Origin of the sequence: Corynebacterium sp. HMSC034B08 (genome assembly GCF_001835805.1) — a bacterium.
In the GTDB taxonomy this organism is placed as follows: Bacteria; Actinomycetota; Actinomycetes; order Mycobacteriales; family Mycobacteriaceae; genus Corynebacterium; species Corynebacterium coyleae.
Genome location: NZ_KV825906.1, coordinates 39,372 through 61,412, shown reverse-complemented (window position 1 = coordinate 61,412; position 22,041 = coordinate 39,372). Strand labels below are relative to the sequence as shown.

21 protein-coding genes are annotated in these 22,041 nt (G+C 62.5%); 6 read left to right on the top strand and 15 right to left on the bottom strand.

What is annotated here, in order from left to right; genetic code table 11:
- Positions 1 to 27 precede the first annotated feature (27 nt).
- The 9 genes from HMPREF2656_RS02025 to HMPREF2656_RS01985 all read right to left on the bottom strand — a co-directional run bounded on the left by HMPREF2656_RS02025 (position 28) and on the right by HMPREF2656_RS01985 (position 10,578).
- Positions 28 to 969, bottom strand: a complete 942-nt coding sequence (locus tag HMPREF2656_RS02025; RefSeq protein WP_070423320.1) for a cutinase family protein — start codon at positions 967 to 969, stop codon at positions 28 to 30.
- A gap of 23 nt (positions 970 to 992) precedes the next feature.
- Positions 993 to 1,493: a hypothetical protein gene (locus tag HMPREF2656_RS02020; protein ID WP_070423321.1), complete on the bottom strand. Its 501-nt coding sequence runs from the start codon at positions 1,491 to 1,493 to the stop codon at positions 993 to 995.
- Positions 1,493 to 3,436: an alpha/beta hydrolase-fold protein gene (locus HMPREF2656_RS02015; protein ID WP_070423322.1), complete on the bottom strand. Its 1,944-nt coding sequence runs from the start codon at positions 3,434 to 3,436 to the stop codon at positions 1,493 to 1,495. Before HMPREF2656_RS02015 ends, HMPREF2656_RS02020 begins: the two co-directional genes overlap by 1 nt.
- Before the next feature lie 169 nt (positions 3,437 to 3,605).
- Complete coding sequence (locus tag HMPREF2656_RS02010; RefSeq protein WP_070423323.1) at positions 3,606 to 4,604, bottom strand: alpha/beta hydrolase; 999 nt, start codon at positions 4,602 to 4,604, stop codon at positions 3,606 to 3,608.
- Between the two features lie 71 nt (positions 4,605 to 4,675).
- The gene (locus HMPREF2656_RS02005; protein WP_070815706.1) at positions 4,676 to 6,439 is read right to left on the bottom strand and encodes an arabinofuranosyltransferase AftB family protein; all 1,764 of its coding nucleotides are present in this window, start codon (positions 6,437 to 6,439) and stop codon (positions 4,676 to 4,678) included.
- A 25-nt stretch (positions 6,440 to 6,464) separates the two neighbouring features.
- Positions 6,465 to 7,460, bottom strand: coding sequence for a decaprenyl-phosphate phosphoribosyltransferase (locus HMPREF2656_RS02000; protein WP_070423325.1), 996 nt, complete (start codon positions 7,458 to 7,460; stop codon positions 6,465 to 6,467).
- Positions 7,461 to 7,979 (bottom strand): phosphatase PAP2 family protein, encoded by a 519-nt coding sequence (locus HMPREF2656_RS01995; RefSeq protein ID WP_070423326.1) that lies wholly within the window; start codon positions 7,977 to 7,979, stop codon positions 7,461 to 7,463.
- A complete protein-coding gene (locus HMPREF2656_RS01990) occupies positions 7,969 to 9,918 on the bottom strand; it encodes a glycosyltransferase (protein WP_141760971.1) in 1,950 nt (649 codons plus the stop codon). The genes HMPREF2656_RS01995 and HMPREF2656_RS01990 overlap by 11 nt, the downstream gene beginning before the upstream one ends.
- An 87-nt stretch (positions 9,919 to 10,005) precedes the next feature.
- On the bottom strand, positions 10,006 to 10,578 hold the full coding sequence (locus tag HMPREF2656_RS01985) for a TetR/AcrR family transcriptional regulator (RefSeq protein ID WP_070568842.1): 573 nt from the start codon (positions 10,576 to 10,578) through the stop codon (positions 10,006 to 10,008).
- Between the two features lie 73 nt (positions 10,579 to 10,651).
- Here HMPREF2656_RS01985 and HMPREF2656_RS01980 point away from each other — a divergent pair, with 73 nt between their 5' ends.
- The 3 genes from HMPREF2656_RS01980 to HMPREF2656_RS01970 all read left to right on the top strand — a co-directional run bounded on the left by HMPREF2656_RS01980 (position 10,652) and on the right by HMPREF2656_RS01970 (position 13,419).
- On the top strand, positions 10,652 to 11,341 hold the full coding sequence (locus HMPREF2656_RS01980) for a GAP family protein (RefSeq protein ID WP_070815705.1): 690 nt from the start codon (positions 10,652 to 10,654) through the stop codon (positions 11,339 to 11,341).
- A 124-nt stretch (positions 11,342 to 11,465) separates the two neighbouring features.
- Complete coding sequence (locus HMPREF2656_RS01975) at positions 11,466 to 12,998, top strand: SulP family inorganic anion transporter (protein ID WP_070815704.1); 1,533 nt, start codon at positions 11,466 to 11,468, stop codon at positions 12,996 to 12,998.
- Between the two features lie 10 nt (positions 12,999 to 13,008).
- The gene (locus HMPREF2656_RS01970; protein ID WP_070423328.1) at positions 13,009 to 13,419 is read left to right on the top strand and encodes a hypothetical protein; all 411 of its coding nucleotides are present in this window, start codon (positions 13,009 to 13,011) and stop codon (positions 13,417 to 13,419) included.
- A 9-nt stretch (positions 13,420 to 13,428) separates the two neighbouring features.
- Here the strand turns inward: HMPREF2656_RS01970 and HMPREF2656_RS01965 are convergent, their stop codons facing one another.
- Positions 13,429 to 14,649, bottom strand: coding sequence for an ATP-binding protein (locus HMPREF2656_RS01965; RefSeq protein WP_070815703.1), 1,221 nt, complete (start codon positions 14,647 to 14,649; stop codon positions 13,429 to 13,431).
- A 179-nt stretch (positions 14,650 to 14,828) separates the two neighbouring features.
- Here HMPREF2656_RS01965 and HMPREF2656_RS01960 point away from each other — a divergent pair, with 179 nt between their 5' ends.
- Positions 14,829 to 15,392: a TetR/AcrR family transcriptional regulator gene (locus HMPREF2656_RS01960; protein WP_070815702.1), complete on the top strand. Its 564-nt coding sequence runs from the start codon at positions 14,829 to 14,831 to the stop codon at positions 15,390 to 15,392.
- 3 nt (positions 15,393 to 15,395) lie between these two features.
- Here HMPREF2656_RS01960 and HMPREF2656_RS01955 read toward each other — a convergent pair whose 3' ends face one another.
- Entirely contained in the window at positions 15,396 to 16,988 is a 1,593-nt protein-coding gene (locus tag HMPREF2656_RS01955) for a cation:proton antiporter (protein ID WP_070453294.1), read from the bottom strand.
- An 84-nt stretch (positions 16,989 to 17,072) separates the two neighbouring features.
- Here HMPREF2656_RS01955 and HMPREF2656_RS01950 point away from each other — a divergent pair, with 84 nt between their 5' ends.
- Both HMPREF2656_RS01950 and HMPREF2656_RS01945 read left to right on the top strand, forming a co-directional pair.
- Complete coding sequence (locus tag HMPREF2656_RS01950) at positions 17,073 to 17,267, top strand: hypothetical protein (protein ID WP_070568859.1); 195 nt, start codon at positions 17,073 to 17,075, stop codon at positions 17,265 to 17,267.
- A gap of 81 nt (positions 17,268 to 17,348) precedes the next feature.
- Positions 17,349 to 18,302, top strand: coding sequence for an iron-siderophore ABC transporter substrate-binding protein (locus HMPREF2656_RS01945; protein WP_245167960.1), 954 nt, complete (start codon positions 17,349 to 17,351; stop codon positions 18,300 to 18,302).
- A 21-nt stretch (positions 18,303 to 18,323) separates the two neighbouring features.
- On the opposite strand, the gene HMPREF2656_RS01940 is transcribed toward HMPREF2656_RS01945, so the two are convergent.
- The 4 genes from HMPREF2656_RS01940 to HMPREF2656_RS01925 all read right to left on the bottom strand — a co-directional run bounded on the left by HMPREF2656_RS01940 (position 18,324) and on the right by HMPREF2656_RS01925 (position 22,023).
- Complete coding sequence (locus HMPREF2656_RS01940) at positions 18,324 to 19,094, bottom strand: ABC transporter ATP-binding protein (protein WP_070483148.1); 771 nt, start codon at positions 19,092 to 19,094, stop codon at positions 18,324 to 18,326.
- Positions 19,091 to 20,020: a FecCD family ABC transporter permease gene (locus tag HMPREF2656_RS01935; protein WP_246825083.1), complete on the bottom strand. Its 930-nt coding sequence runs from the start codon at positions 20,018 to 20,020 to the stop codon at positions 19,091 to 19,093. Before HMPREF2656_RS01935 ends, HMPREF2656_RS01940 begins: the two co-directional genes overlap by 4 nt.
- Positions 20,021 to 20,085: 65 nt before the next feature.
- Positions 20,086 to 21,108: a FecCD family ABC transporter permease gene (locus HMPREF2656_RS01930; RefSeq protein ID WP_070568860.1), complete on the bottom strand. Its 1,023-nt coding sequence runs from the start codon at positions 21,106 to 21,108 to the stop codon at positions 20,086 to 20,088.
- A 12-nt stretch (positions 21,109 to 21,120) separates the two neighbouring features.
- On the bottom strand, positions 21,121 to 22,023 hold the full coding sequence (locus HMPREF2656_RS01925; RefSeq protein WP_070815700.1) for a siderophore-interacting protein: 903 nt from the start codon (positions 22,021 to 22,023) through the stop codon (positions 21,121 to 21,123).
- Between the last annotated feature and the right edge of the window lie 18 nt (positions 22,024 to 22,041).

Sequence of the window (22,041 nt, the reverse complement as noted above, 5' to 3'; positions counted from 1 at the left end):
ACTCCTTGTTTTACACCTGTATTCGAGTTACAAACTCTCTACCACGTCACGGACCCAATTGACAGCCCACTCGGGCACTGTCGAGCCCGGAATCACGTCCGGATTTGTGGCATATAGTGCATGATTGCCGTTTGCCGAAATGAGTGCGTTTGCGCGTTCGATCGCGTTGCCTACACCCAGTGGGGCGTCGCAAACGGTGTCGTTCGGCGCGCAGATTTCGTAGGCACGATCCTCCACGAGACCGAAGCCGCCGGGGCGTGGTCCGGTCATGGTGGCGCCGGGGGTGACGGCGTCGGCGACGCGCTGCAGCGGCTGCAGGACGATCTCCGCGCCGGTGCCGTGCACTTCGGCGCCGGGGTTGATGCCCACGCCGTTTTCTCGGCGTCCGTCGGCGATCATCATCGCGCCGAGCAGACGGTCCGGGTTGATCGGACCCTCGCTATTGCCTATCGACGACGCCACGTCCCCCACAATCACCGCACCCTGCGAAAAGCCCGCAATGATGAACTTTGTCGACGAGCAGGTGCGCGCCACGAAGTCCAGTTCGCCTCGCAGTTTCGCGGTGCCCTCGGCGCGGGAGTCGTCGTAGGTCATCTCGGCGCGGCCGTGCGCGGTTTGGATGTTGCGGAACTGCGCGGTGTACGGGACGGTGAACACACGCACGTGGTTGATGTCGTACATCTCCTGCAGCGGGCGCGTGATGGACAGCATGAAGCTGGCCGGGTTGGCTTGGGGGTTGAACGGGTCGTCGTCGGCTGCGGATTCCCAGGTGCCCGGCACGGAGATGACTTCGACGGCGGGGCACCAGTCGGGCTCGTCGACACGCTCGGGCGCGCTCGACTCTGGCGGCTTGCTCGCCGACGGCAGGTCGCTGTCGGTGGTGGTGCGCCACTGGTAGATACCTAGGCCGATTAGCGCAAGCACCACAATCACGGCAGCGACGACGACAACGTTGCGCGATCGGCGCATGAAAACTCCTTACACGTGCGGGGTTAGCCGCACAGGTTGGCGCGAGCGGTGTCGCTGAGCAGGGTCGCTACGGTGCCTGCGTCCATGTCGGTGCGGCGTTGTTCGACCAGTTGCCCGGCGACGGCGTCGCGGGTGATCGTATCGTCGTCGCACACGGTAAACCCGGTTGCTGTGAGTTGGTCTTCAAGACCGTCGACGTTCACCCCGTTTTGCCTGAGGTGATCCAGAAACGCCTGCTCCTCCGGCGCATAGGACGGCACCTGGGTGGGCACGGTTTCCACTTCGCGTGCCGGTTGGTCGCCAGCGCCATTGCGTGACGACGACCGCGGCGCCCCACCCGCCGACGACGCCGTCGCGGATTCCGTCGCGGACGCGGTACCCGACTCAGTGGCCGAGGTGGCCGTTTCCGTGGCCGAGGTGGCCGCAGTTTCGGTGACGTCCTCGGAGTCCACGGTGGCTCCACCGCAGGCGGTGAGGGCGGCGGTGCAGGTGATCGTCGTCAAGCAAAGGGCGAATTTGCGCATTACTTCTTCCTTACGTTGACCACGCCGTTGACCTGCTCAACCGTGCCGTGCTGGAAGTCGATGGTCAGACCGCCAGCCGGGATCTTCGCCATGTCCTTCACCGGCCAGCCGAGCTCGCCCTGCTCGTAGCCGCGCTTGCCCCACTCGTTGAAGATGTCGCCCTTGAGAATCGTGTGGGCGCCGGTGGCAGCGGACCAGTAGATGTTGCCGTGCTCAAACTCCTGGAAGAAGCCGCCCTTGATTGCGATCTCGTTGGACTTCGGGTAACCGAGCTCGGAGGTGGCGGTGCCGATCTCGCCGTACTTCTCGCCGATCGCACCGTGGACGATGTAGTGCTTGCCGTCCGGATTGCGGGTGAGGTAGCCGCCCTGGAACTTCTGCACGTAGCCGTCGCCGACCTTGTTGGCCTCGGCGACCGGGTACTTCAGGTCGCCGGTCTCGTAGCCGTTGGCGCCCCATGCCTTGAACATGTCGCCCGGGATGGCGTAGGCGCCGGTGTTCGCGGTCCAGTAGACGGAGCCGTTTTCGAAGTGGACGAAGCGGCCCTGTCCGTCCGGTGCCTGGAGCTCGCCGGTGGTGGGGAAGCCGAGCCAACCAGCGGCGCCGCCGAGCGCGTTGTACTTGGCCAGGATCGCGCCGTACAGGGCGTGCGCGCCGGTGTTCGGGGACCAGAACGCAGTACCGCCGCGGAAGTCCTGGGCCTTGCCCTTGCCGTCCTTGCCCGCGTTGTACTCGTCGTTGACACAGGTGCCGATGACGCCGGACTTGGTCTCTTCTGCGATCGCACCGATCGGGTTGCACTTGGAGCCACGGTCAGCCTCCGGCACGTCGAGGGCGTTAGCGATGTACGGCCATGCCTGTGCCATCTCGAACTGCCAGTACTCCCACGAGTGCACGCCAGAGGGGCGGAAGCGCACGATCGGCTTGACGGAGGTGCGCGAGGCGTAGTCCACGAACGTCTGGGTGGACAGGCGCGAGATGACCTCCAAGCCCATGCCGGCAGCGTTCGCGCGGCCCTTGGCCACGGATTCGGCGTTGCCGTAGTCGTCGCGGCCCGAACCGGAGGAGACGTAGACCGTCATGTCCTTCAGGTTCTCAATGCCCAGCTTCGGGTCGTGGTCGATCCAGTCCTGGGAGCCCAGCGGGCCCCACATGGCCTCGGCGCTGTAGCCGCCGGCATCCAGCTGCGCGGCCTTGATCGCGGACGGCATGCCGGTGGTCGTGGTGTCCAGGTAGCCGGAGAACGAGCCGACGAAGTTAAACAGGTGCGGGTTGCGCTCAGCCAGGTTGACTGCGGCGGTGCCACCCATGGACAGGCCGACAACGGCGCGCTTGCCGTTGGAGCGGAACTCGTTGTTCAGCACCGGGACGAGCTCCTTGGTCAGGAACGTCTCCCACTTGTAGTGCTTGCCGTTGTTCTCCCGCTGCCAGTCGGAGTAGAAGGAGGACTCGCCGCCGACCGGGAGGATGACGTTGACGTTCTTGTCGGCGTAGAACTGCTCGATGTTGGTTTCGATGGTCCAGCCGTTTTCGTCGTCACGCGCGCGCAGGCCGTCGAGCGCCCACACTTCCGGGAACTTCGCGGTCGGGTTGGAGTGCCAGTCACGTGCCAGCAGGATCTGCACCTGGATGAGTTCCTTCGGCATGGCCGCGGACTTGATGAATACGGCTACGCGACGGCTGGTGATCCACTCGATGCGGTCCACCTTCACGCCCTCCGGCAGGCCGGGGATCTCGGGGTTCTTCTCCACCTCGATCGGAGTGCGCTTTGGCGGGTCGGACGGGCGCAGACCGTCGGAGATGCCGCGGTTCGACGACAGCGACGAAAGGTCCGAGGACTGTGCTTGGGCGGTGACTGCGGCCGACGGCGCCAGCGTGAGAGCCAGCGCGGCAGGCAGCAGGGCTGCGGTGAGCCTGGTGGGGGTGATCCGGTTGTCTCGCATGAGTCTCCTACCTCGTCGGGCTACTTGTGTCACAAGAGTATCGCCCTAAATCTTAAGTTTCACTTGAGGGTTTAATCGAGCGCGACACGCGGGGCGTTACTGCAAACACTTCTACAAACAACAAAAGGCGCGTGCGGATCACATCCGCACGCGCCTTTACTCTGGGGAACTACCAGGCGTTCATCACATTCAGGATGCGCGGCTTGGTGGCCTCGAGCTGGCTGCCAAACTGATCCCAGTTATGCAGGCCGGTCGGGGTGAACACGGCAGTGTGCTTCACGCCGGTCACGGTGGCCTTGGCGGACCAGGCGCGCGTCGTCGCGTTGGCAACGCCTTCGAGCGCGATGCCGGCGGCTTGGTGCTGCGGCAGGTACTTCGCATCGGCCGGGCCCGGCACGGCGGAGCCTGCGGAGACGTACACGTCCTTGCCGCGCAGGTTGCCCATGTTCAGGAACGGATCGTTTTCAAAGCGGCGCGGGTTCAGCGAGGAGCCCCACATGGCGTTGACGTTGTACATGCCGCCATCCAGGAGCGCGGCGCGCAGCGCGGTCTGACCACCCGGGATGGTGGTGGCCAGGTAGCCCGAGTAGGACAGCACCTGACGGAACTGGTTCGGGTGCAGCGCAGCCAGGTTGACCGCGGCGGTGCCACCCATGGACAGGCCGAGGATGGAGTTGTTCGTCGGCGACACGCCGAAGTGCTGCTGCAGGTACGGCGGCAGCTCCTTGGTCAGGAACGTGTCCCACTTGTAGGTCACCGGGTTGTTGAAGTCGTAGGTCGCCGGGGCGTTCCAGTCGGTGTAGAACGACGACTGTCCACCCACCGGCAGCACGAGGGTGATGTTGTGGTTAACAAAGGTGCGTGCCGCGTTGACGTCGTTGAGCCACGCGTTGGTGCGCTCCGTCGCACGCAGGCCATCCAGCATGTACAGGCCCGCGTTGCCGCCGCGCTGTGCGGGCTGGATCTGTACCGGGATGTGGCGGTTCATTGCGGCCGACCACACGTTGCAGCGCTGGACCCAGTAGCCGACCCGGTCCCAGGTGCAGCCGGGGCGCAGCCAGTCGCGGTTGGCCGCGGCGGCCTGTGGCGCGCTCACGATGGAGATCGCGCTGAGGATCGCGACCAGCACCGCGGTGAGTTTGCGGCGCACGGAGGTTCGAGTGTTCATGCATTCCCCTCGAGACGTGTTTTCAGGCAAAAGACACGTTCACGTTACCAACCCGAAACATAGTCCGCTATTCACTCGGTCGGCCAGGCGATTTGTCGGGTGGGGCTGGTGTGACTGAGGTAGTGCGTGGGGTCGTCGTCAAGCGTGAGCGTGCGGCCCGGGCCCAACGAGTAGCGGACGTTGGCCCAGAAGCGGTCCCAGCTCATGGGTTCGCGGGAGGTGGCCAGCAGGTCGGCGATGTCGTCGCTACGCAATGCTTCGCGCGCGTCCTGCGCTTTTTGCTTATCGACGAACTGCGGCAACTTGTCCAGATCCGCATCCGTGTCCGCCACCTGCCACTCCAGGCCCAGTTCCTTGTCGTGGCCGATGCGCCCGTCCGGCACCCGCGGCATGCGTGCGGCGATCGGGGTGGCCAGGCCGACCGTGTCCAGGATGCGCGTGTTCAGCGGCGCGTTCATGCTGGTCATGCCAAGGTTGACCATGTAGGCGGTCAGTTCCAGATCGCGCTGGTCGGTTGCGTCGGGCTGGCGCTCGCGCACAAACCACTTGTAGCGCGTTGGATCAGAGCTCACGACGGCCAGGCTGATCTGGGCGGCGTCCTCGTCGAGGCCTTGCTCGATGGCCTCGTTCCAGTCCCCCATGAGTTTCGAGCCGAGGAAGTCTTCGGCGTACAGGGGTGGGTCGCCGGCGTCGCGGCCGACGGCCATGGTCCAGAAGTCGCGCTCGTCGACAATGCCGAGTTCCTTTTCGCCGTTGTTGTACGGCTCCCAGTCGATGGGATGCGCGCGCAGGACGATCACGCTGGCCCACACGACAAGCGCGGTGCCCACTGATGCGGTCACCTTGGTGTACGGCACCGCCATCACTGGCAGCAGCAGCGCGAACAGGGGCAGCAGCCACATGCGGCCGTGCATGAAGTCGCCGCCGACGCGCAGCACGTACAGCATGTGCGCGAGTGCAACGCCGGTGGTCAAACACACAATTGCTAATCGACGCCCCCTCGCACCCCACAACAACCACACCCCCACCGCAGCAGCGCCGAGGAGAGGCAGGGCCAGCCAGTAATAGCCGAAGAAGTCCGCAAAGTACTCCCAGCCGCGGGCCCATTCAGAGCCGCTGGCGGACTTGGCCACCGCGGTGTGCGGGGTGATCAGGCCGTAGTAGCCCATGCGGAACAGTTGGTAGCCGGCGGGAACCGGCAGCGCTACGGCGAGGATGCCTAGCGTTTTGCGGGGGCTAAACGCGATGAGCATGATGCCTGCCACCCCGCCGTAGAGCGCGAGTTCGGGGCGGACCAGCCAGGACAGGCCGGACCAGAACGCGAGGAAGTAGCCGGCGTAGGGCGCGCGGCGCTTGACCGGGTCCTCGGCCCAGGCGACGAGTGCCGCCCACCAGATGGCGATCCACAGCAGCGACATGCCCCACTCCAGCCCGGAGGTGGCAAAGTCGCGCGCGGGCGGCAGCGCAATATAGATGATGATGCCGAACGGGATGACGGGGCCGACCCTGCCCCAGAACTTGCCGGAGGCGTACGCGGCGGTGGCGGCTGCTGCGGCGGTGCACAGCAACGCCAGCCACATGGCGATGCTTTCCAGACGGGCATCCGTGAGCCACCCGAACAGCGTGATCAGGTACTGCCACAGGGTGGAGGTGTTGGCCTCCACGCGCTCGCCGGCGTTGAACACGGGACCGTTGCCGGCCAGCAGGTTGCGCACGGTGCGCAGGACGATCAGGCCGTCGTCGGACATCCAGCGGCGGGTCCAACCGCCCCAGAATGCGGCAACGCCCGCCACCACGGCTGCGGCGAGCGCGGAGATGCGGGCGTTTTTGGTCATTGCGCAGATGTTACTGCGTTTTGTCCTACCAACCTAAGTTCGGCACAACGTAGACCGCCATGACGATGCAGAAGATCCAAGCTGCGGCGAGAAGCTGCAGCACTCGGTCCTCGAGGGCGATCTCGTCGGGTGCACCGCCCTGGCCGCCGTCGACCACGGAGGCGTAGCGCAGGATCGCGATCACGAACGGCACCATGGATACCTGGTACCAGATGGCGGCGGTGCCCTCGACGGAGTTGGAAAGCTGGAAGCCCCACAGTGCGTAGGACATGACCACGGCGGTGGCGGACAGGGTCCAGACGAAGCGCAGGTAGGTTTCGGTGTAGCCCTGCAGCGAGCGGCGGATCTCCGCGCCGGTTTCCTTGACCAGCAGCAGTTCTGCATAGCGCTTGCCGGACGCCATGAACAAGGAACCGAACGCGGCGACCAGCAGGAACCACTGCGACAGCTCGATGTCGGCAGCGACACCGCCGGCCATGGTGCGCAGCATGAAGCCGGAGGACACCAGGGCGATGTCAATCACCGGGATGTGCTTCCAGCCGAAGCAGTAGCCCAGCTGCAGCGCAATATAAATACCGATGACCCAGGCCAGTGCAGCGCCGTCGGTGGCCAGCAGCGACAGGCCAAGCGCTGCGGCGATGAGCACCGCCGCCATGATGTATGCCAGGTTGATCGGCAGCATGCCGGAGGCGATCGGGCGGAAACGCTTCGTCGGGTGGCGGCGGTCCGATTCGACGTCGCGGGCGTCGTTGATCAGGTAGATCGAGGACGCACCGAAGCAAAACACGATGAACGCCAGCAGGATGTCCACCACGGTGTGGCGGGTGAACGCTTCCGCGCCGGCAGCCAACGGTGCCGCCAGCACGAGGACGTTTTTCACCCACTGCTTGGGGCGCAGCCCCTTGATCATCGCGTCGACGAGGTTCTTCGGTGGGGTTTTCTTCATCACCTGGTCCACACCTGAGGTGTGGGGTTCAGACTTCAGCAGCGGCTCGTCGATAGGTTCTTGCGTGTGTGCCACTTAAATCCTCTTCTCCGCTTCAATCACGGCCTTCGCCGTCCCTGCGCCGAGCAGTGCGCCGGCGAGGGTGTCGGTCGGGTAATGGACGCCGAGCACGTTACGCGACAGCATCATTACGGGCACCAGCAGCCACGGCCACTTCTTTCCGGTGATGTTGGCCAGGTGCGCGGCGGCGGCACCCGTGTTCGCAGCGTGCGAGGACGGGAACGACAGTTGGGAGGGCGTTCCCACTCCGATCTTCACCCGCGGGTCGTTCGGGCGTGGGCGTCGCACGATGCGTTTGAGCACCACGGTTGCGGCGTGCGCGGCGAAGGTGCCAACGCCCAGTGCGAGCCACTTTGAGCGCCGTTGCTTATCGACGTCCCCGATGCTCGTTGCGATGGCGCCAGCCATCGCAACGCCTAGCCAGCCCAGGTCGTGCTCACCGAAGTATGAGAGCACACGGGCGCCTTTGGCGGTGGCGGGAGAATACAGCGCGTCCTGGATGGCGACGAGCAGGTCTGTTTCCTTACTGGGCATCGAACACCTTCCCCCAGTTGTCGTGGCTGGTGAGGTCTTCGCGCGCGTCGCGGTAGATGCGCTTGAGTTCCGGCCAGCGCTGCTTGATGTCGGCGCGCAGCTGCTTTTGCTCTTCAACAAGTTTGTCGGCGAGGGCCTTGTCGCGCTTGCGGAAGGCCACGCCGGTGCCGCCGGCGGTGGACACGGTTGCGGAATCCACACGTGCCAGGGTGTACCAGCGGGCTTCCTCCGCGGTGAGGTTCAGCTGCGGGGCATCCCAGTGGGCGCGGTCTTCGTCCTTACGCAGGTGCAGCAGCGCCTTGACGGCCCACGGGATCTTCTTCACCTTGGCCAGGCGGCCGCCCATTTTGTTGGTCGGCACACCCGGCGCGCCGGTGGGTGCGGGCAGTTCGGTCGCGGACGGCAGGACCTGCGCGTCGGAGTACTCGCTGCGGATCTTCTGGATGCGCGGCAACGAGGATTCGAGGATGTCGAAGAGTTGGTCCGGGCCCTTCAGGAAGTCACGCATTGCCTCGTTTTGGATGGCGATGGTGGAGTACTCCATGCAGAAGTAGTGCTTCGCGGTGGACTTCTGCATGTTCTTCAGCATCGCCTCGGGGTTGTCCGGCCCGTAGATGGAGGCGACGATGAGGCGGTTGCGCATATGGAAGTAGGCCTGCCAGTCAATGGCGTCGTCTTTGTCGGCCCAGGCCATGTGCCAGATGGCAACGCCCGGCCAGGTGACGGTTGGGAAGCCCGCTTCCTTGGCGCGCAGGGCGTACTCGTTGTCGTCCCACTTAATAAATAGCGGCAGCGGCAGGCCCATCTTCTCTGCGACGACGCGCGGGAACAGGTTCATCCACCAGCCGTTGTAGTCCACGTCGATGCGGCGGTGCAGCGGGCGCGAGGTGGTCTTACGCGGATCCAGATCCTCTTCCTCAGTGCCCACGTAGCCGAGTGGGTACTTGGCAAAGTCGTGGTCGTACACGGCGTGCTTGGCTGCAGAGAACATGAAGATGTTCGGGTCGACGGTCTCGCCGGTTGTGCGCAGCTGGGAGCGGTCCTGCAGGTTGAGCATCTGGCCGCCGACCAGGATCGGCTGCTTGGCGTAGCGTGCGGCCTGCACGGAGCGCACGATGGAGTCCGGCTCGATGGCAATGTCGTCGTCCATGTACAGGATGAACGGCGCGTCGGTGCTGTTGAGCGCCTCGTACATGATGCGCGAGTAGCCGCCGGAGCCGCCCAGGTTGCCCTGGTGGAAAATTTGCAGTTTGCCACCGAGATTCTTCTCCGCTTCGGCGAAGTCCGGCTCGTCCGCCGGGTGCTGGTTGCCCTGGTCGGGCATGAGCACATTGCTAATCGACGCCTCCACGTACGGGTCCTCAGCCAACGCATGCAACGCGTTGACCGCATCCCGGGGACGGTTAAACGTGGGGATGCCAACGGCGACCTTTTTGGGTTGGGGTGGGACCACGGTGCCGTCGTCAAGCACTTGCTCTTGCGGCTCCTGCGGGGAGCACCACGCCGCATCGCTGATGCGCGTGTCCTCCTCGGCGGTGATGTCGAACCACAGCCAGCCGCCGTCCTCGAAGTTGCCCAGCTTCAACGGGATCTCCGTGTAGCCGGTCGCGTCCACGTTGGTCACGCTGATGCGGGTGCCGTCGTACTTCGAGCGGTACACCGAAATCGTCGCGCGGCCCTGAACCGTCATCGCCAGGACGACGGTGTCCAGCTGCGACCAGCGGCGCCAGTAGCTCGCCGGGAACGCATTGAAGTAGGTCTCGAAGGAAACCTCGTTGCCCGCAGGAACCTCAAAACTCGTCCGGTCCGACCAGCGCAGGCGCTGCTTGTTCTGCTCCTGCTCGATCAGGTACAGCATGCGCACGTCGTGCGGCTCGCCTTTCTTCGGCATCAGCACACGCGCAAGCGTGTCCACCGCGAGGTTGTTGCTCGTCTCCACAGCTCTCACTTTCTGTTGTGGGCAGTTGGAGCCAAGCGTAATCGCTTCAATGGTGATTCCTTGGTGTGGCTCGCGGGGTGGCGCGGGTTAGCCGGCGAAGAGGAGGCGCAGGCCCTCACGGAGGTCAGCCAGGATGCGGTCGGCCTCCGATTCGGGAACCCGCAGGTTGTCTAGAGTGAGGCCGTTGACCAGCGCGGTAACTAGGCGCGCTTTGGGCTTTGCGTCCTCCTCACCGCCCATCGCAGCGACAACGCTGTCCTGAAAGTCTTCGAGGACCTCGGTATAGAGATTCGCAATCCAGTCCCGGGTTGCAGAGGCGGAGCCGTACGTGACCCAGATTGCGGCGTCTTCGGAACGCACACCTCCGATCGGGAGGAGCTCTGCAAGCCTCGCCACCCAGGTTTCGAGCTCGCCTTCCCTTTCAGGCACCGCCGCCACCCGCTCGCTCTGGCGCTGGATGGAGCGGATGAACGCGTGAGCCAGCAGGGTGTCCCTGTTCGGAGCGTGGTACTGCACAGAGCCGGCGGCGAACCCGGATTCCTTCGCCACCTCCCGCACGCTCACGGCATCGAGCCCCCGCGACGCAATGATGCGGATGGTCGCGTCGGCGACGGTCGCGGCCGATTCTGAGAACTGATGGTCCAGGGAAAAATCATTCATGGTTGCGCCCCAGTCTAGATTCTCGTACGTTCGTACGGTGTAATACGTTCGTACGAGAGATCCGGAGATCCGCATGGGTTCAGTCATCGCCGTTGTTGGCTTGGCGCTGCTCGACAGCCTGAGCTTGGGCACCCTTGTCATCCCCCTTGCGCTTATCGTCCACTGGCGCGCCGTCCGCGTACCGGCGCTGACCACCTACCTGCTTACCGTTGCGGCGGTGTACTTCCTCCTCGGACTAGGGATCCTCCTCGGGTTCGCCGGCCTGGGCTCAATTGCCGAACGGGCCACGCAGACCGACGTCTTCCCATGGATCACGTTGATACTGGGCGCGGTCCTCGCGCTTTTCGGCATCTTCGGCCCCAACCCCAAGAAGCCCGAACCCGGGCAGTTGCCGAAACGCGCAGCCGGAGCCACAAGCAGTGTGCCAAGCATGGTCGCCCTGGGCCTCGGCGCATCACTTACCGAGGCGGCGACGATGCTGCCGTACATCGCAGCGATGGGCATCATCGGCAGCTGGGAAATCCCCTCCGCGGCAAAAGCCGGGGCCGTGGGCGTCTACTGTCTCGTCATGATCTTGCCGACGGTCATCCTCGCCACCTTGGCGCTGCTCTTCGGCCAGAAGTTCTTCCCGCGGCTCGAGCGCCTCATCCCCCGCCTCGAGTACGAGGCAAAAGTGACACTTCTCTGGATCGCCGCCATCGTCGGCATCTACATGGTGGCGTACAGCTTTGCGACGATCCGCGGCGACCTCCCCGCCCCGTAACAAGGACCGTTTTCGCGCGGCGGCTGCATTGGCGATCGCCTCCCCGGAACCGTTACGGTAGCTACGATTTCCACCCCTCACCTGCTCGAGGGAAACCATCTAACGCATTGAAAACGGTATACCTATGGCTGCCCCTCACACCGAGACCACTCGCGAACCGCTCGCCCCGACGGGCGTTGTGGAATCCTTCCGCTACGCATTTAGCTCCGCCGCGCGGCTTCGTCGTGAAGTACTCGCCGGGCTCACCGTCGCCTTAGCGCTCATCCCCGAGGCCATCGCGTTTTCCATCCTCGCCGGCGTCGACCCCGCACTCGGGCTGTTCGCCTCGGTGATCATGGCGATCACCATCGCGTTCACGGGTGGCCGCCCCGCGATGATCTCCGCCGCCACCGGAGCTGTCGCGCTCGTCATCGCCCCGGTCGCACGGGAGTACGGTCTGGATTATTTCGTCGCCACGGTCATCCTCGCCGGCGTGTTCCAGATCGTGCTCGCGGCGCTTGGCGTGGCCAAACTGCAGCGCTTCATCCCACGCTCGGTGATGGTCGGCTTTGTCAATGCGCTGGGCATTTTGATTTTCTCCGCACAGCTCGAGCACCTTATCGACGTCCCATGGCCGGTCTACCCGCTCGTCGCCGCCGGCATCGCGATCATGATCTTTTGGCCCAAGGTCACCGGCGCGATCCCTGGCCCGCTGATTACGATCATCCTGCTCACCGCGGTCGTCGTCGCTGCGGGCATCCGCGTGCCGACGGTCTCCGACATGGGCGAGCTGCCCCACTCCCTGCCCAGCCTGTTCATCCCGGACGTGCCGCTGACGCTAGAAACACTGCGCGTCATCGGTCCCTACGCGCTCGGCATGGCGGTCGTTGGCCTGATGGAATCGCTCATGACCGCAAAACTTGTCGACGACATCACCGACACCCACTCCAACAAAACCCGCGAATCCTGGGGCCAGGGCGTGGCCAACATCGCCTCCGGTTTCTTCGGCGGCATGGGCGGCTGCGCGATGATCGGCCAGACGATGATCAACGTCAAAGAGTCCGGCGCTCGCACCCGCCTGTCCACCCTGCTTGCCGGTGTGCTCCTGCTGGCTCTGATCCTGGTGCTTGGCGACGTCGTCGGCATGATCCCGATGGCCGCCCTGGTGGCAATCATGATCATGGTCTCCGTCGGCACAATCGACTGGCACTCCATCCACCCGCGCACCCTGAAACTCATGCCGGTGTCCGAAACCGTCGTCATGCTGGTCACGGTCGTCGCCACGCTTGCGACGAGCAACCTGGCCATCGGCGTCGTGCTCGGCGTAGTCACTGCGATGATTATGTTTGCCCGCCGAGTCGCCCACCTCGCGTGGGTAGAAAAGGTGGCGGAGCTCGACACTGATGGCGACGGGCACATCGACACCCGCACTTACCGCATCCACGGCCAACTCTTCTGGGCCTCCAGCAACGACCTGGTCTACGCCTTCGACTACACCGACGACGCCGACCGCATCATCATCGACCTCAGCCACGCCGAAATCTGGGACGCCTCCACCGTGGCCACCCTCGACTCCATCACACACAAGTTCCGTGACCGCGGCAAAACCGTCGAGATCACCGGCCTCGATGGCCCCAGCAAGACGAGACTCGACCGCCTCACCGGCCAACTGCCGTAGGCTCTTCGCCATGAAGCCTTACAACTACAACGGCGACTACGACGCCGACGGCCTCCCCATCGGGGGATCTGGAGACCGGAGTGGAACTGGCGGCGGACAGGGTGGCGGATTTCTCGGGGGAAACTCGGTTGATCGCTCGCCACTCGGCGCCCCCAATGAACACCGCACCCCCGGCACGCCCGCCCGCAACTACACCATCGGCGCAATCCTCATCGCCATCTGTGTGCTGTCCTTTTCGTTCCTTTCCGGCGCAACCGCCGTGTTCGTTGGCATCTTCGGCGCCATCGCCGGTGCCGTGTTCCTGATCATGGGAGTTCAAGGCAGCAACGACGCACCCAACCTGGAGCAGCACTACTTCGACTCCCAACCCGACGTGGACTGGGACGACAACTTCAAGCGCGAGTTCGGCGACGGGCGGTAAGTGGTTCGGCTACGGGCCTAGCGCCCCGATCGGCACAACCACCACACCGTCCGCTCGACGGTGTGCAGGCCCACCAGAGGTGACAACGAGCAACACGGTGTCCTGCTCAAGCTGTTCGTCGAACCTCTTCAGCGTGTCTGCCGCGTGGTCGAGGATCTCCGGTGTGTAACCCAGCTTGACCTCGACCAGGATGTCGACGCCTTCGTAGTTCACCACCGCATCAACCTCAAGCTTCGTGTTTAGCCGAGCGTGGTACACCGTCTTGCCGGTCAGCGCTCGAAGCTCGTGGAAAACGAGCGACTCGAAAAGTTGCCCAAAGTAACGCGGATCCTGCAACAGTTGCTGAGGACCGCGCTCAAGTGCAGCCATCGCAAAGGACGGGTCCGCAAGGTGACGCTTGGGTGACTTGCGCAAGGTTGCTTTCGACCGCAGGTGCGTAGACCACGCTGGCTGATCCACCGAAATAAAGATCCGGGATAACGCGTCGAGATAATCACGTGCGGTTTCACGAGTGACATCCGCGTCCGTGGCGATAGTTTGAACTTCAATTTCGGTAGCAACCGCGCGAGAGATGGACTGCATCATTCTGCGCACACGCTCCGAGTCTCGCGAGACTTCACCCACAGTGTGGATATCCACATCGGCGACCGTCTGCACGTAATCACGGACGTTTTGCATCGCGTCATCCAAGGAAAGGTCCGCGTTGTAAGGAAGGCCTCCGCGACACATTCGTTCAGCAAGCTCAGCCAGCGCCAAGGTAGGAGTTGCAAACTCAGGCGCATTGCCCGCAGCAATCTCACTGATGGATGCAGAACCGTCCGACTCTCCCGACTCGAACAGGGTCATCGTCGACATCATTAGGCGCGCAAATCTTCCAGCACCAGAATGGCGGGTTGCGTCCACTCCCGGAGCGGTGGAACCCGTGAAGATGAACTGTCCCTTCGCCTTACGAGAATCAATCTCGTGCCGCGCAAAATCCCAAAGACGCGGTTGCAATTGCCACTCGTCGACGAGGCGAGGGGTGCCACCTTCGAGCAGTACGCGCGGGTCGGTCGCCATCGCCAGCGGGACGCTCGGATCAGTTTCAACATTCAAGACACTCCCCGCTTGCCGGCTCGCGGTTTCCGTTTTCCCGCAGCCCTTCGGCCCTTGAATGAGCACTCCACCTTGGCGACGAAGAGCGCTTTCGAGTTGGCCATCTGCAAGCCTTGGAATGTATGAGTTCGACATGCAAAAACCATAGCCGACTACCTGCGCGTTTTGCACTTTGAAACAGTTTCACTTTGCGTTTTGAAACGCTTCTGCTTTGCATTTTGAAACGGTTTCACTTTGCACTTTGAAATTCTGCGAGATAGTCGGCGGAAACATGTCTCGCCGAAACTAAATAACCACTACGTAGACTCAAGGACATGCCGAAGATTACTGAGGACACCGTCGCCGAGCACCGCGCCGTACAACACCGCGCGGTGCTTGATGCCGCCGAGCGCCTCATCGTCGAAAACCACGGCAAGGTTCCCACCCTGGCGGAGGTGGCCGCCGCGGTCGGTCTCGCACGTCCCAGTGTGTACCGGTATGCAAAATCGCAACACGACCTGCTGGTTCAACTCCTCATCGCGGCAACCGACGAGTGGAACACCGAACTTGAGGCGAGGATCAAAAGCGCCCCACCTGAACCCCGCCAGCGCATGCGCGCCTACGTGGATGCCACCCTGGACCTGTTCGCGCACGGTGGCCACGGGCCACTCATGGCGGCGGCGAAGAACTTCCCGGAGGCGTTTGCCGACGACAACGTGCAACGCTCCCACGCCGGATTCCGCACCATCGTGGCGGACTTTTGCCCTGGCGTATCAGCCGTGGATATCGCGCTGCTCAACTCCGCCATTGCGCGTGCAGCCGAGTTCGCCGCCACACCGGAGGCGTTCAAGGCGGCGCGGGAGACGTTATATGCGATGGCGGATGTGGTCGTCGATTAGCAACTAGGACTCCCACTTCACCATCTGGCTTGGGCGTGCGAGCACGTTGCGCTTGCTGGCCACGATAAGACGGTCCAGGTCAGCCTGCACCGCGTCCACATCCGCCGGGTTGTACTGGCGCTCCCTGCGCGCCCGGTGCAACTCGGAGCTCGCCGCCTTAAGCGCAACCTTCTGCATTTCAATCGCGCTTTCGCGAGCGCGCTCGAAAGCTGCCATGCGCTCGTCAGTGCTTTCCGGATCCTGCAGGCGCTGCTCCGTAATCGAGTTCAACCACTCCTGCACCATCGTGTACGCCTCCGGCGCATGCTCCTCGCCGTGTTCGCGCACCGCCTTGTGCGCCGCCGCGTACGCCCGCTGGTTCAATTCTTCAATTGCCCGGTCTGCTTCTGGACCTTTTTGCAGGTCCATCTTCCGCACCAGCCATGGCAGCATGAGGCCGGGGATCACCATCGTGCAGGTCAGCACCGTCAACGCAATGACGGACAGTTCGTGGTGGTACTCGGTTGCCGACGGCGGGATAGCCAACACCAGCGCCAACGTGACCAAACCGCGCATGCCAGACCACGCCATCAGGAGCACCTCCTGCAGGCGCAGTGGCGACACGTGCGTGCGACCCTTGCGCACGTTCAACTTGTACAGCACCCACATCCAGGCCAGACGCACCACAAATGCGACGACGGAGAGCACCACGCCGACTTGTACGGCGGGCCAAATGTAGGTGCCGGCGGTGTCGATAGCATCACGCACGCTCATGCCGATCAACCCGAACGCCACGCCCGTGAACAGCAGCTCCACTGTTTCCCAGAACGAGTGACCGGTCAGGCGGTCCTCCGCTGTCATCGTGGAGCGCGACGACAACTCCACCGCGGCGATCACGATCGCGATCACGCCCGAAGCATGGATCGCCTCACAACCCGCATAGATGGCGAACGGCAGCACCCACGTAAACGCGGTACGGATCACGGAATCTGGCACCGAGTTTGCAAACAGCGCAGCTAGCCTGCCGACGATCAACCCCACCACCACAGCAACCGCCGCGGCATAAAGGAACTCAACGAATCCCTTGGTGAAGTCCACTTCACCCTCTGCAATCACCGCAGCCATGGCGATGTTGAAGGTGACAATCGAGGCGGCGTCGTTAAACAGCCCCTCCGTCTGCAACGTTCCGGTGATGCGCTTCGGAATGCCAGCCGGTCCCGCCACCGCGTCGACCGCGACTGGGTCCGGCGGGGCGATCGCCGCCGCCAACACCATCGCGGTAGCCAGACTCACACCCGGCAGGATCCACATCGCCGTCGCCGTCAGCGCCGCGATAGTAAGGAACACCAGGATGACCGACATGGTCAGCACCACGTTGAGCTGCGAGCCGATCTGACCCCAACTCGTGCGCCTGGCCAGCGACCACAGCAGTGGCGGCAGGAAGATCGGCAAGATCAGGTGTGTGTCAATGGACACCGTGTCAATGCCTGGAATGAAAATCACCGGCGCCACCACGATGGTCAGCAGCGCCGGCCACGGAATGCCCGTGCGCTCACCAACCGCAGCGACAATGACGGTGGCCAGCAACAATCCGATTAGCGCAATAAACGTTCCCACGCTGGCTCAGCTTACGACGCTGACGCTGGTTCCTCGCCCATCTGCTGAATTCACAGAAATCCGATATCGGCTTCCGCCGGCGACGTGTTGGACGTCATCGGCGACTCCGTCCCGGCCTTCACCACCCCATATGCACTGCTTGCCCACAACGACTCGGCCGAGTTCGGCACCGATGACGACACGGTGGTTGGCATCATCAACCGCTCCGACATCAACCGGTACCTCGTCTCGACGTTCGTCGCCCCGGTCCCGAGCGCCCAGACAAGGATTGTCCCTTAGGTAAGGCATGCCTTAGAGTAATCACGTTAGGTCAGGGAGACCTAACGTGAAACTTTTTGACCACCTACGAAAGGTGCAACCTTGGCACTCTTTACCTCTCGCGCCCTGAAGGGGATCGCAGCCACGTTCACTGCGGCGCTCATGCTTGCCAGCTGCTCCAGCGGATCAAGCGATTCAACAACCGCCCCCGAAACTTCCGATGCCAACGGGTCAGAGGAGCGCATTGTGACAATGGGCCTCGGCGACGTCGATACGGTCCTTGCCCTGGGCGAACAACCGGTTGGTTACGCCACCTGGCAACAGGAAGGTACGGGGGACCCTTCCGGACTTGGACCGTGGGCCAAGGACAAGCTCACAGTCGAACCAAACCCGCTCCGGGACACGACCACCGAGTTCAGTACTGACACTGCCGAACAAGTTGCCTCGCTCAACCCGACAAAGATCATTGCAGTGAATAGCGGCCTCGAAGCCGATAAGAGGGCATTACTCGAGCAGATTGCACCAACCACCTTCCACTCGGATGAGTACCAAGATTGGCAGGTGCCATGGGACGAACAGATTAAGGAAATCTCCAAGGCGTTGAATAAGGAGGCCGAAGGCGAAAAGCTCATCGCCGACTCCGAGAAGGCCTTCCAGGATTTCCGTGAAGCGCACCCCGAGTTGCAAGGCAAAACAGCGGTAATCGGCATGCCTTACGACGGAAAGTTTGGCGTCTACACCTCGGGCGACGGCCGCGGCTCCTTCATCGAAAAACTAGGGTTCAAGATCCCGGAGAAGTTCAACGGCGATGGCTCCAGCTTCTTCCTTGACTGGTCCCCCGAGAACTACGCCGACTTCAACGACGTGGATTACCTCTTCGTGCTGGACTACTACGGCGCAATCGATGCTCTGAAGAACGACGCCACCTTCATGGACCTCGATGTGAATAAGCGTGGCGGGGTCTACTGGTTAGACACAGATACCGCCAACGCAATGAGCATGCCGAACCCCCTCACGATCCCGTACGCAATCGATCAATTCAAAAAGCAGCTCTAGAACACCAGGCAGAAGTGGTGCTTACCGGGGTACAACCAGTGGCCCCCCGTTTACCGGGTCTGTTGCCACGACAGCAGGCAGATGAAAAACACGGTCCAGTAAGGACTCGGTGAGCACCTCGGCGGGCGCACCGACCGCTTCCACCTCGCCACGCTGCATCACGATGAGTTGATCTGAGTAGCGTGCAGCGAGGTTCAAGTCATGCAGCACCATAAGCACGGTTCTACCCTCCTGATCGGCGAGTTGACGTACGAGCGACAAGACTTCGACAGAGTGAGACAAGTCTAGGTAAGTCGTCGGCTCGTCCAAGAACACGAGCGGAGTCTCCTGAGCTAAGACCATCGCAATCCAAGCGCGCTGACGCTGACCACCAGAAAGTCGCTCGAGCGGACGGTTTGCAAACTCCGTGATATTGGTCAGTTCCATCACCTCATCGACCACACGTGAATCCTCAGCCGAGCTCTGTCGCAACCAAGATCGATGTGGGTGGCGTCCACGGCCAACCAAATCATGCACTGTCAGCCCCTCGGGAGCCACCGGAGTCTGTGGCAACACTGCAAGCTGACGCGCAATCTCGCGGCGCTTCAGATTCGCCATGTCCACGCCGTTCAGCGTTACCGTGCCGCAGTCACGTGTAAGAAGCCCTGCCACAGCACGCAACAGCGTTGACTTGCCACAACCGTTTGGGCCGATGATTGTGGTGATTCCGCCTTTGGACACGTCGAAATCAATGCCCTTGAGGATGACGGAAGCGCCATAACTTACCTTAAGATTTCGGACCTGAAGCATCATATGGACACCTTTCGTGTTGCACGCAACAGCGTGTAAAGCAGCACTGCGCCACCAATTGCAGTTGTGGCTATTCCCACCGGCAGATTCCCCGGCACCAGGGTTCGCACCGCCAAGTCAGCGACGGATACGATCGCCGCGCCAGTAAGCATCGCGGTTCCTAATGGCGGCGTTGCTGCATGTGTGATCTTGCGTCCGATCTGTGGTGCGACAAACGCCACGAAGGCTATCGGCCCAGATGCCGCAATGCCCATCGATGCCAGTATTACAGCCATTAGCATGAGGGTCAGCTGGGTACGCCGGGGCTCTACCCCGAGACCAGCAGCAGTGTCCTCCCCCAAAGAGAGTGCCTCAAGCTTGAAGGCTACCCACCGCAATAGTGGAATGACGACCGCCAGTGCAATGAGTACAGCGATGGCGTCGTGCCAACTAGAAGAACCCACCGAACCGGTCACCCACGCCTGCGCCTTGCCTACATCTCGATAGTCAGCACGAACAAGCAGGAACGAGTTGTAGGCCATCGCCAGCGCATTGATGATGATGCCGGCGAAGACAAGCTGGAAAGACCCTAGTCCAGCACCACGACTCAGCCACCAGATTGCCGCAGATACGGTCAGTCCCCCGAGGAATGCACTGAGCGGCACGCCCAATACACGCAGCATCATCCCGGCACTTCCACCAGCGAGTAGCGCGGTCAACGCGAAAGCGGAGGCACCCGAGGTGACCCCCAAGATGTCCGGACTCGCCAGTGGGTTCCTTGTAATGGTCTGGAAAATTGCCCCGGCAAAGCCCAGCGCAGCACCTACCCCCAGCGCCGTGACCACTCGTGGCAGGCGCCACTCGAGAACTACAGTCCGGGTCAACTCTGCCGTTTGGCCCATGAGAGCGGAAACTACGTCTCGAACCGATAGCTCGAAATCTCCAACCATCACGCCCCCGAGGGCAGCGGCTAGGGCCAGCACCGCAAGAGCAGTGTTTATCGCAAAAACCCGCATCAGAGTTTCGTCCCCTTCCGCAAGATATGCAGTGCAAATGGGGCCCCAACGAAGGCGAGTGTGATGCCCACCTGTAATTCTCCAGGGCGCGCGATGACGCGACCAATAACGTCAGCAAGCAAGAGCAACGTCGCCCCAGCCAGCGCGGAACACGGCAGCACCCAGCGGTAGTCCGGGCCGGTGAGGCTACGCACGAGGTGCGGAACAACCAGGCCAACGAACCCGATCGGTCCGGCTCCAGCCACCGCTGCGCCAGTAAGCAATGCAACCAGGACGATACCCAAGGTCCGCGCGATAGAAACTCGGACGCCAAGTGCATTTGCCACGTCATCCCCCAAGTTCAGGAGGTTTAGCTGATTCGCTGAAGCAAAGGCGCCCACGAGCCCAAGAACAATCACGGGAGCAAGGACCGTGACCACCTGCATATCGCGTCCGGCGATAGCACCCGCTGTCCAAAACCGCATCTCATTAAGGCTTCGCGTATGCGTCAGTACGATGCCGCTCGTCAGCGCAGAACAAACCGCACCCAACGCGGAACCACCAAGCACCACCGTGATCGGCGTAGATCCCAGGCTTCTCATGCTGAGCACGAACACAAGCGCTACCGCAAGTATCGCCCCGAGAAATCCCACCCCGACAGTGCCCAATACCGTCATTGACCCATGAAAGGAAATGGCTGCTGCCACAGCAAGCGCCGCGCCAGGCCCGACGCCCAGCAGGTTTGTGTCTGCTAACGGGTTTCGGGTGTGTCCCTGCAGCAGTGCGCCCGCAGTGCCCAACGCTGCTCCCACCAGCAGACCAAGCAGAGTGCGCGGAACACGGAGCTGCGCGATGATCTTCGCCTCATCGCTGGACGCCTCAGGCTGTTCGTCTGCGCCCGAGAACGCCAGCATGAGTCCATCACGAACCGCGCTCACCGTCGCCTCGAAACCCATTTCGCGCGCCCCGATCAACAGCGACACCAGCGCTGCACACACAGTGGAAATCACAAGGAGGGCGACAAGCCCAACACGTTTAGTCACGCTGTAACTCCGTTACCGCCAGTACCCCATGAACGACACGTGGTGACGAGGCACTCCCGCCTCACCCACCAGAAGCCGCCGCATCGCCGTCACAGCCGTATTCTTCCCAGCGATCCAGTAATAGGTATGTCCCACGGTATCCGGCGTGGAAGCTATGGACTCACCACTGCTGGAATACGTGGGTGTCTCCCAGACTTCATCGAGCTGGGCTTCATCCACAAAACCAGGCTTTCCAGTTTCCAACGAAGCGGAGACACAACGGGATCCAACTTCCTGTTTCAGCTGCGCGAGAAGCAAGCCTCCGTAGTCGAAGTCACCCTCTTCACGAAAGTGCCAACGGACATCAACCTGTGAAGGGGAGTCGATGGGCAGATGATTGCCGGCGGGCACCTCAATATCAACCGAACCGGCGAGCCCCTCGGGCCAATCCCCCAAGATACGAGCCATTGCAGGCAACGCGGTTTCATCGCCGTAAAGACGCACAATCGCAGCAGATCCGGGGTCAAACTCAATACCAACACCGGAATCATCGTCGCGGGTTGGTCCAATAATCAGCAGCTGCTGCCCAGGGTGTGCGTCCTGCGCCCACGCCGAGGCGGGACCGGGACTATCGCTGTGCAAAACAAAATCCACATCCAATTCGTCAGGACCTTCAGCACTTCGCCGGAACTCCCGAATGGAATAGGTACGCAGGTGTCCGCGCATATGCTCCGGCATCGCACGCCACGTCTCCCACCACCCCTCTTCCGGAAGCTCGAACAGACCACTGACAGGCGGGATCAGTAGCTTGATACGCAAATCCCTGATAGGAACGGCGGGTCCCATGTCGTCGACCCCGGTGAACGTCACCCGCTGGAAACTCGGCGCAATGCGTTCACTGCGGACGACGGTTGCAAGGAAAGGTCTAAAACTCACCCCGCAAACTATATAGGC

What these genes read in the sequence shown, in the direction of transcription:
- HMPREF2656_RS02025 (WP_070423320.1), bottom strand. Translation starts at nt 969, where the DNA reads ATGCGCCGATCGCGCAACGTTGTCGTCGTCGCTGCCGTGATTGTGGTG.
- HMPREF2656_RS02020 (WP_070423321.1), bottom strand. Translation starts at nt 1,493, where the DNA reads ATGCGCAAATTCGCCCTTTGCTTGACGACGATCACCTGCACCGCCGCC.
- HMPREF2656_RS02015 (WP_070423322.1), bottom strand. Translation starts at nt 3,436, where the DNA reads ATGCGAGACAACCGGATCACCCCCACCAGGCTCACCGCAGCCCTGCTG.
- HMPREF2656_RS02010 (WP_070423323.1), bottom strand. Translation starts at nt 4,604, where the DNA reads ATGAACACTCGAACCTCCGTGCGCCGCAAACTCACCGCGGTGCTGGTC.
- HMPREF2656_RS02005 (WP_070815706.1), bottom strand. Translation starts at nt 6,439, where the DNA reads ATGACCAAAAACGCCCGCATCTCCGCGCTCGCCGCAGCCGTGGTGGCG.
- HMPREF2656_RS01995 (WP_070423326.1), bottom strand. Translation starts at nt 7,979, where the DNA reads ATGCCCAGTAAGGAAACAGACCTGCTCGTCGCCATCCAGGACGCGCTG.
- HMPREF2656_RS01985 (WP_070568842.1), bottom strand. Translation starts at nt 10,578, where the DNA reads ATGAATGATTTTTCCCTGGACCATCAGTTCTCAGAATCGGCCGCGACC.
- HMPREF2656_RS01980 (WP_070815705.1), top strand. Translation starts at nt 10,652, where the DNA reads ATGGGTTCAGTCATCGCCGTTGTTGGCTTGGCGCTGCTCGACAGCCTG.
- HMPREF2656_RS01975 (WP_070815704.1), top strand. Translation starts at nt 11,466, where the DNA reads ATGGCTGCCCCTCACACCGAGACCACTCGCGAACCGCTCGCCCCGACG.
- HMPREF2656_RS01970 (WP_070423328.1), top strand. Translation starts at nt 13,009, where the DNA reads ATGAAGCCTTACAACTACAACGGCGACTACGACGCCGACGGCCTCCCC.
- HMPREF2656_RS01965 (WP_070815703.1), bottom strand. Translation starts at nt 14,649, where the DNA reads ATGTCGAACTCATACATTCCAAGGCTTGCAGATGGCCAACTCGAAAGC.
- HMPREF2656_RS01960 (WP_070815702.1), top strand. Translation starts at nt 14,829, where the DNA reads ATGCCGAAGATTACTGAGGACACCGTCGCCGAGCACCGCGCCGTACAA.
- HMPREF2656_RS01940 (WP_070483148.1), bottom strand. Translation starts at nt 19,094, where the DNA reads ATGATGCTTCAGGTCCGAAATCTTAAGGTAAGTTATGGCGCTTCCGTC.
- HMPREF2656_RS01935 (WP_246825083.1), bottom strand. Translation starts at nt 20,020, where the DNA reads ATGGTTGGAGATTTCGAGCTATCGGTTCGAGACGTAGTTTCCGCTCTC.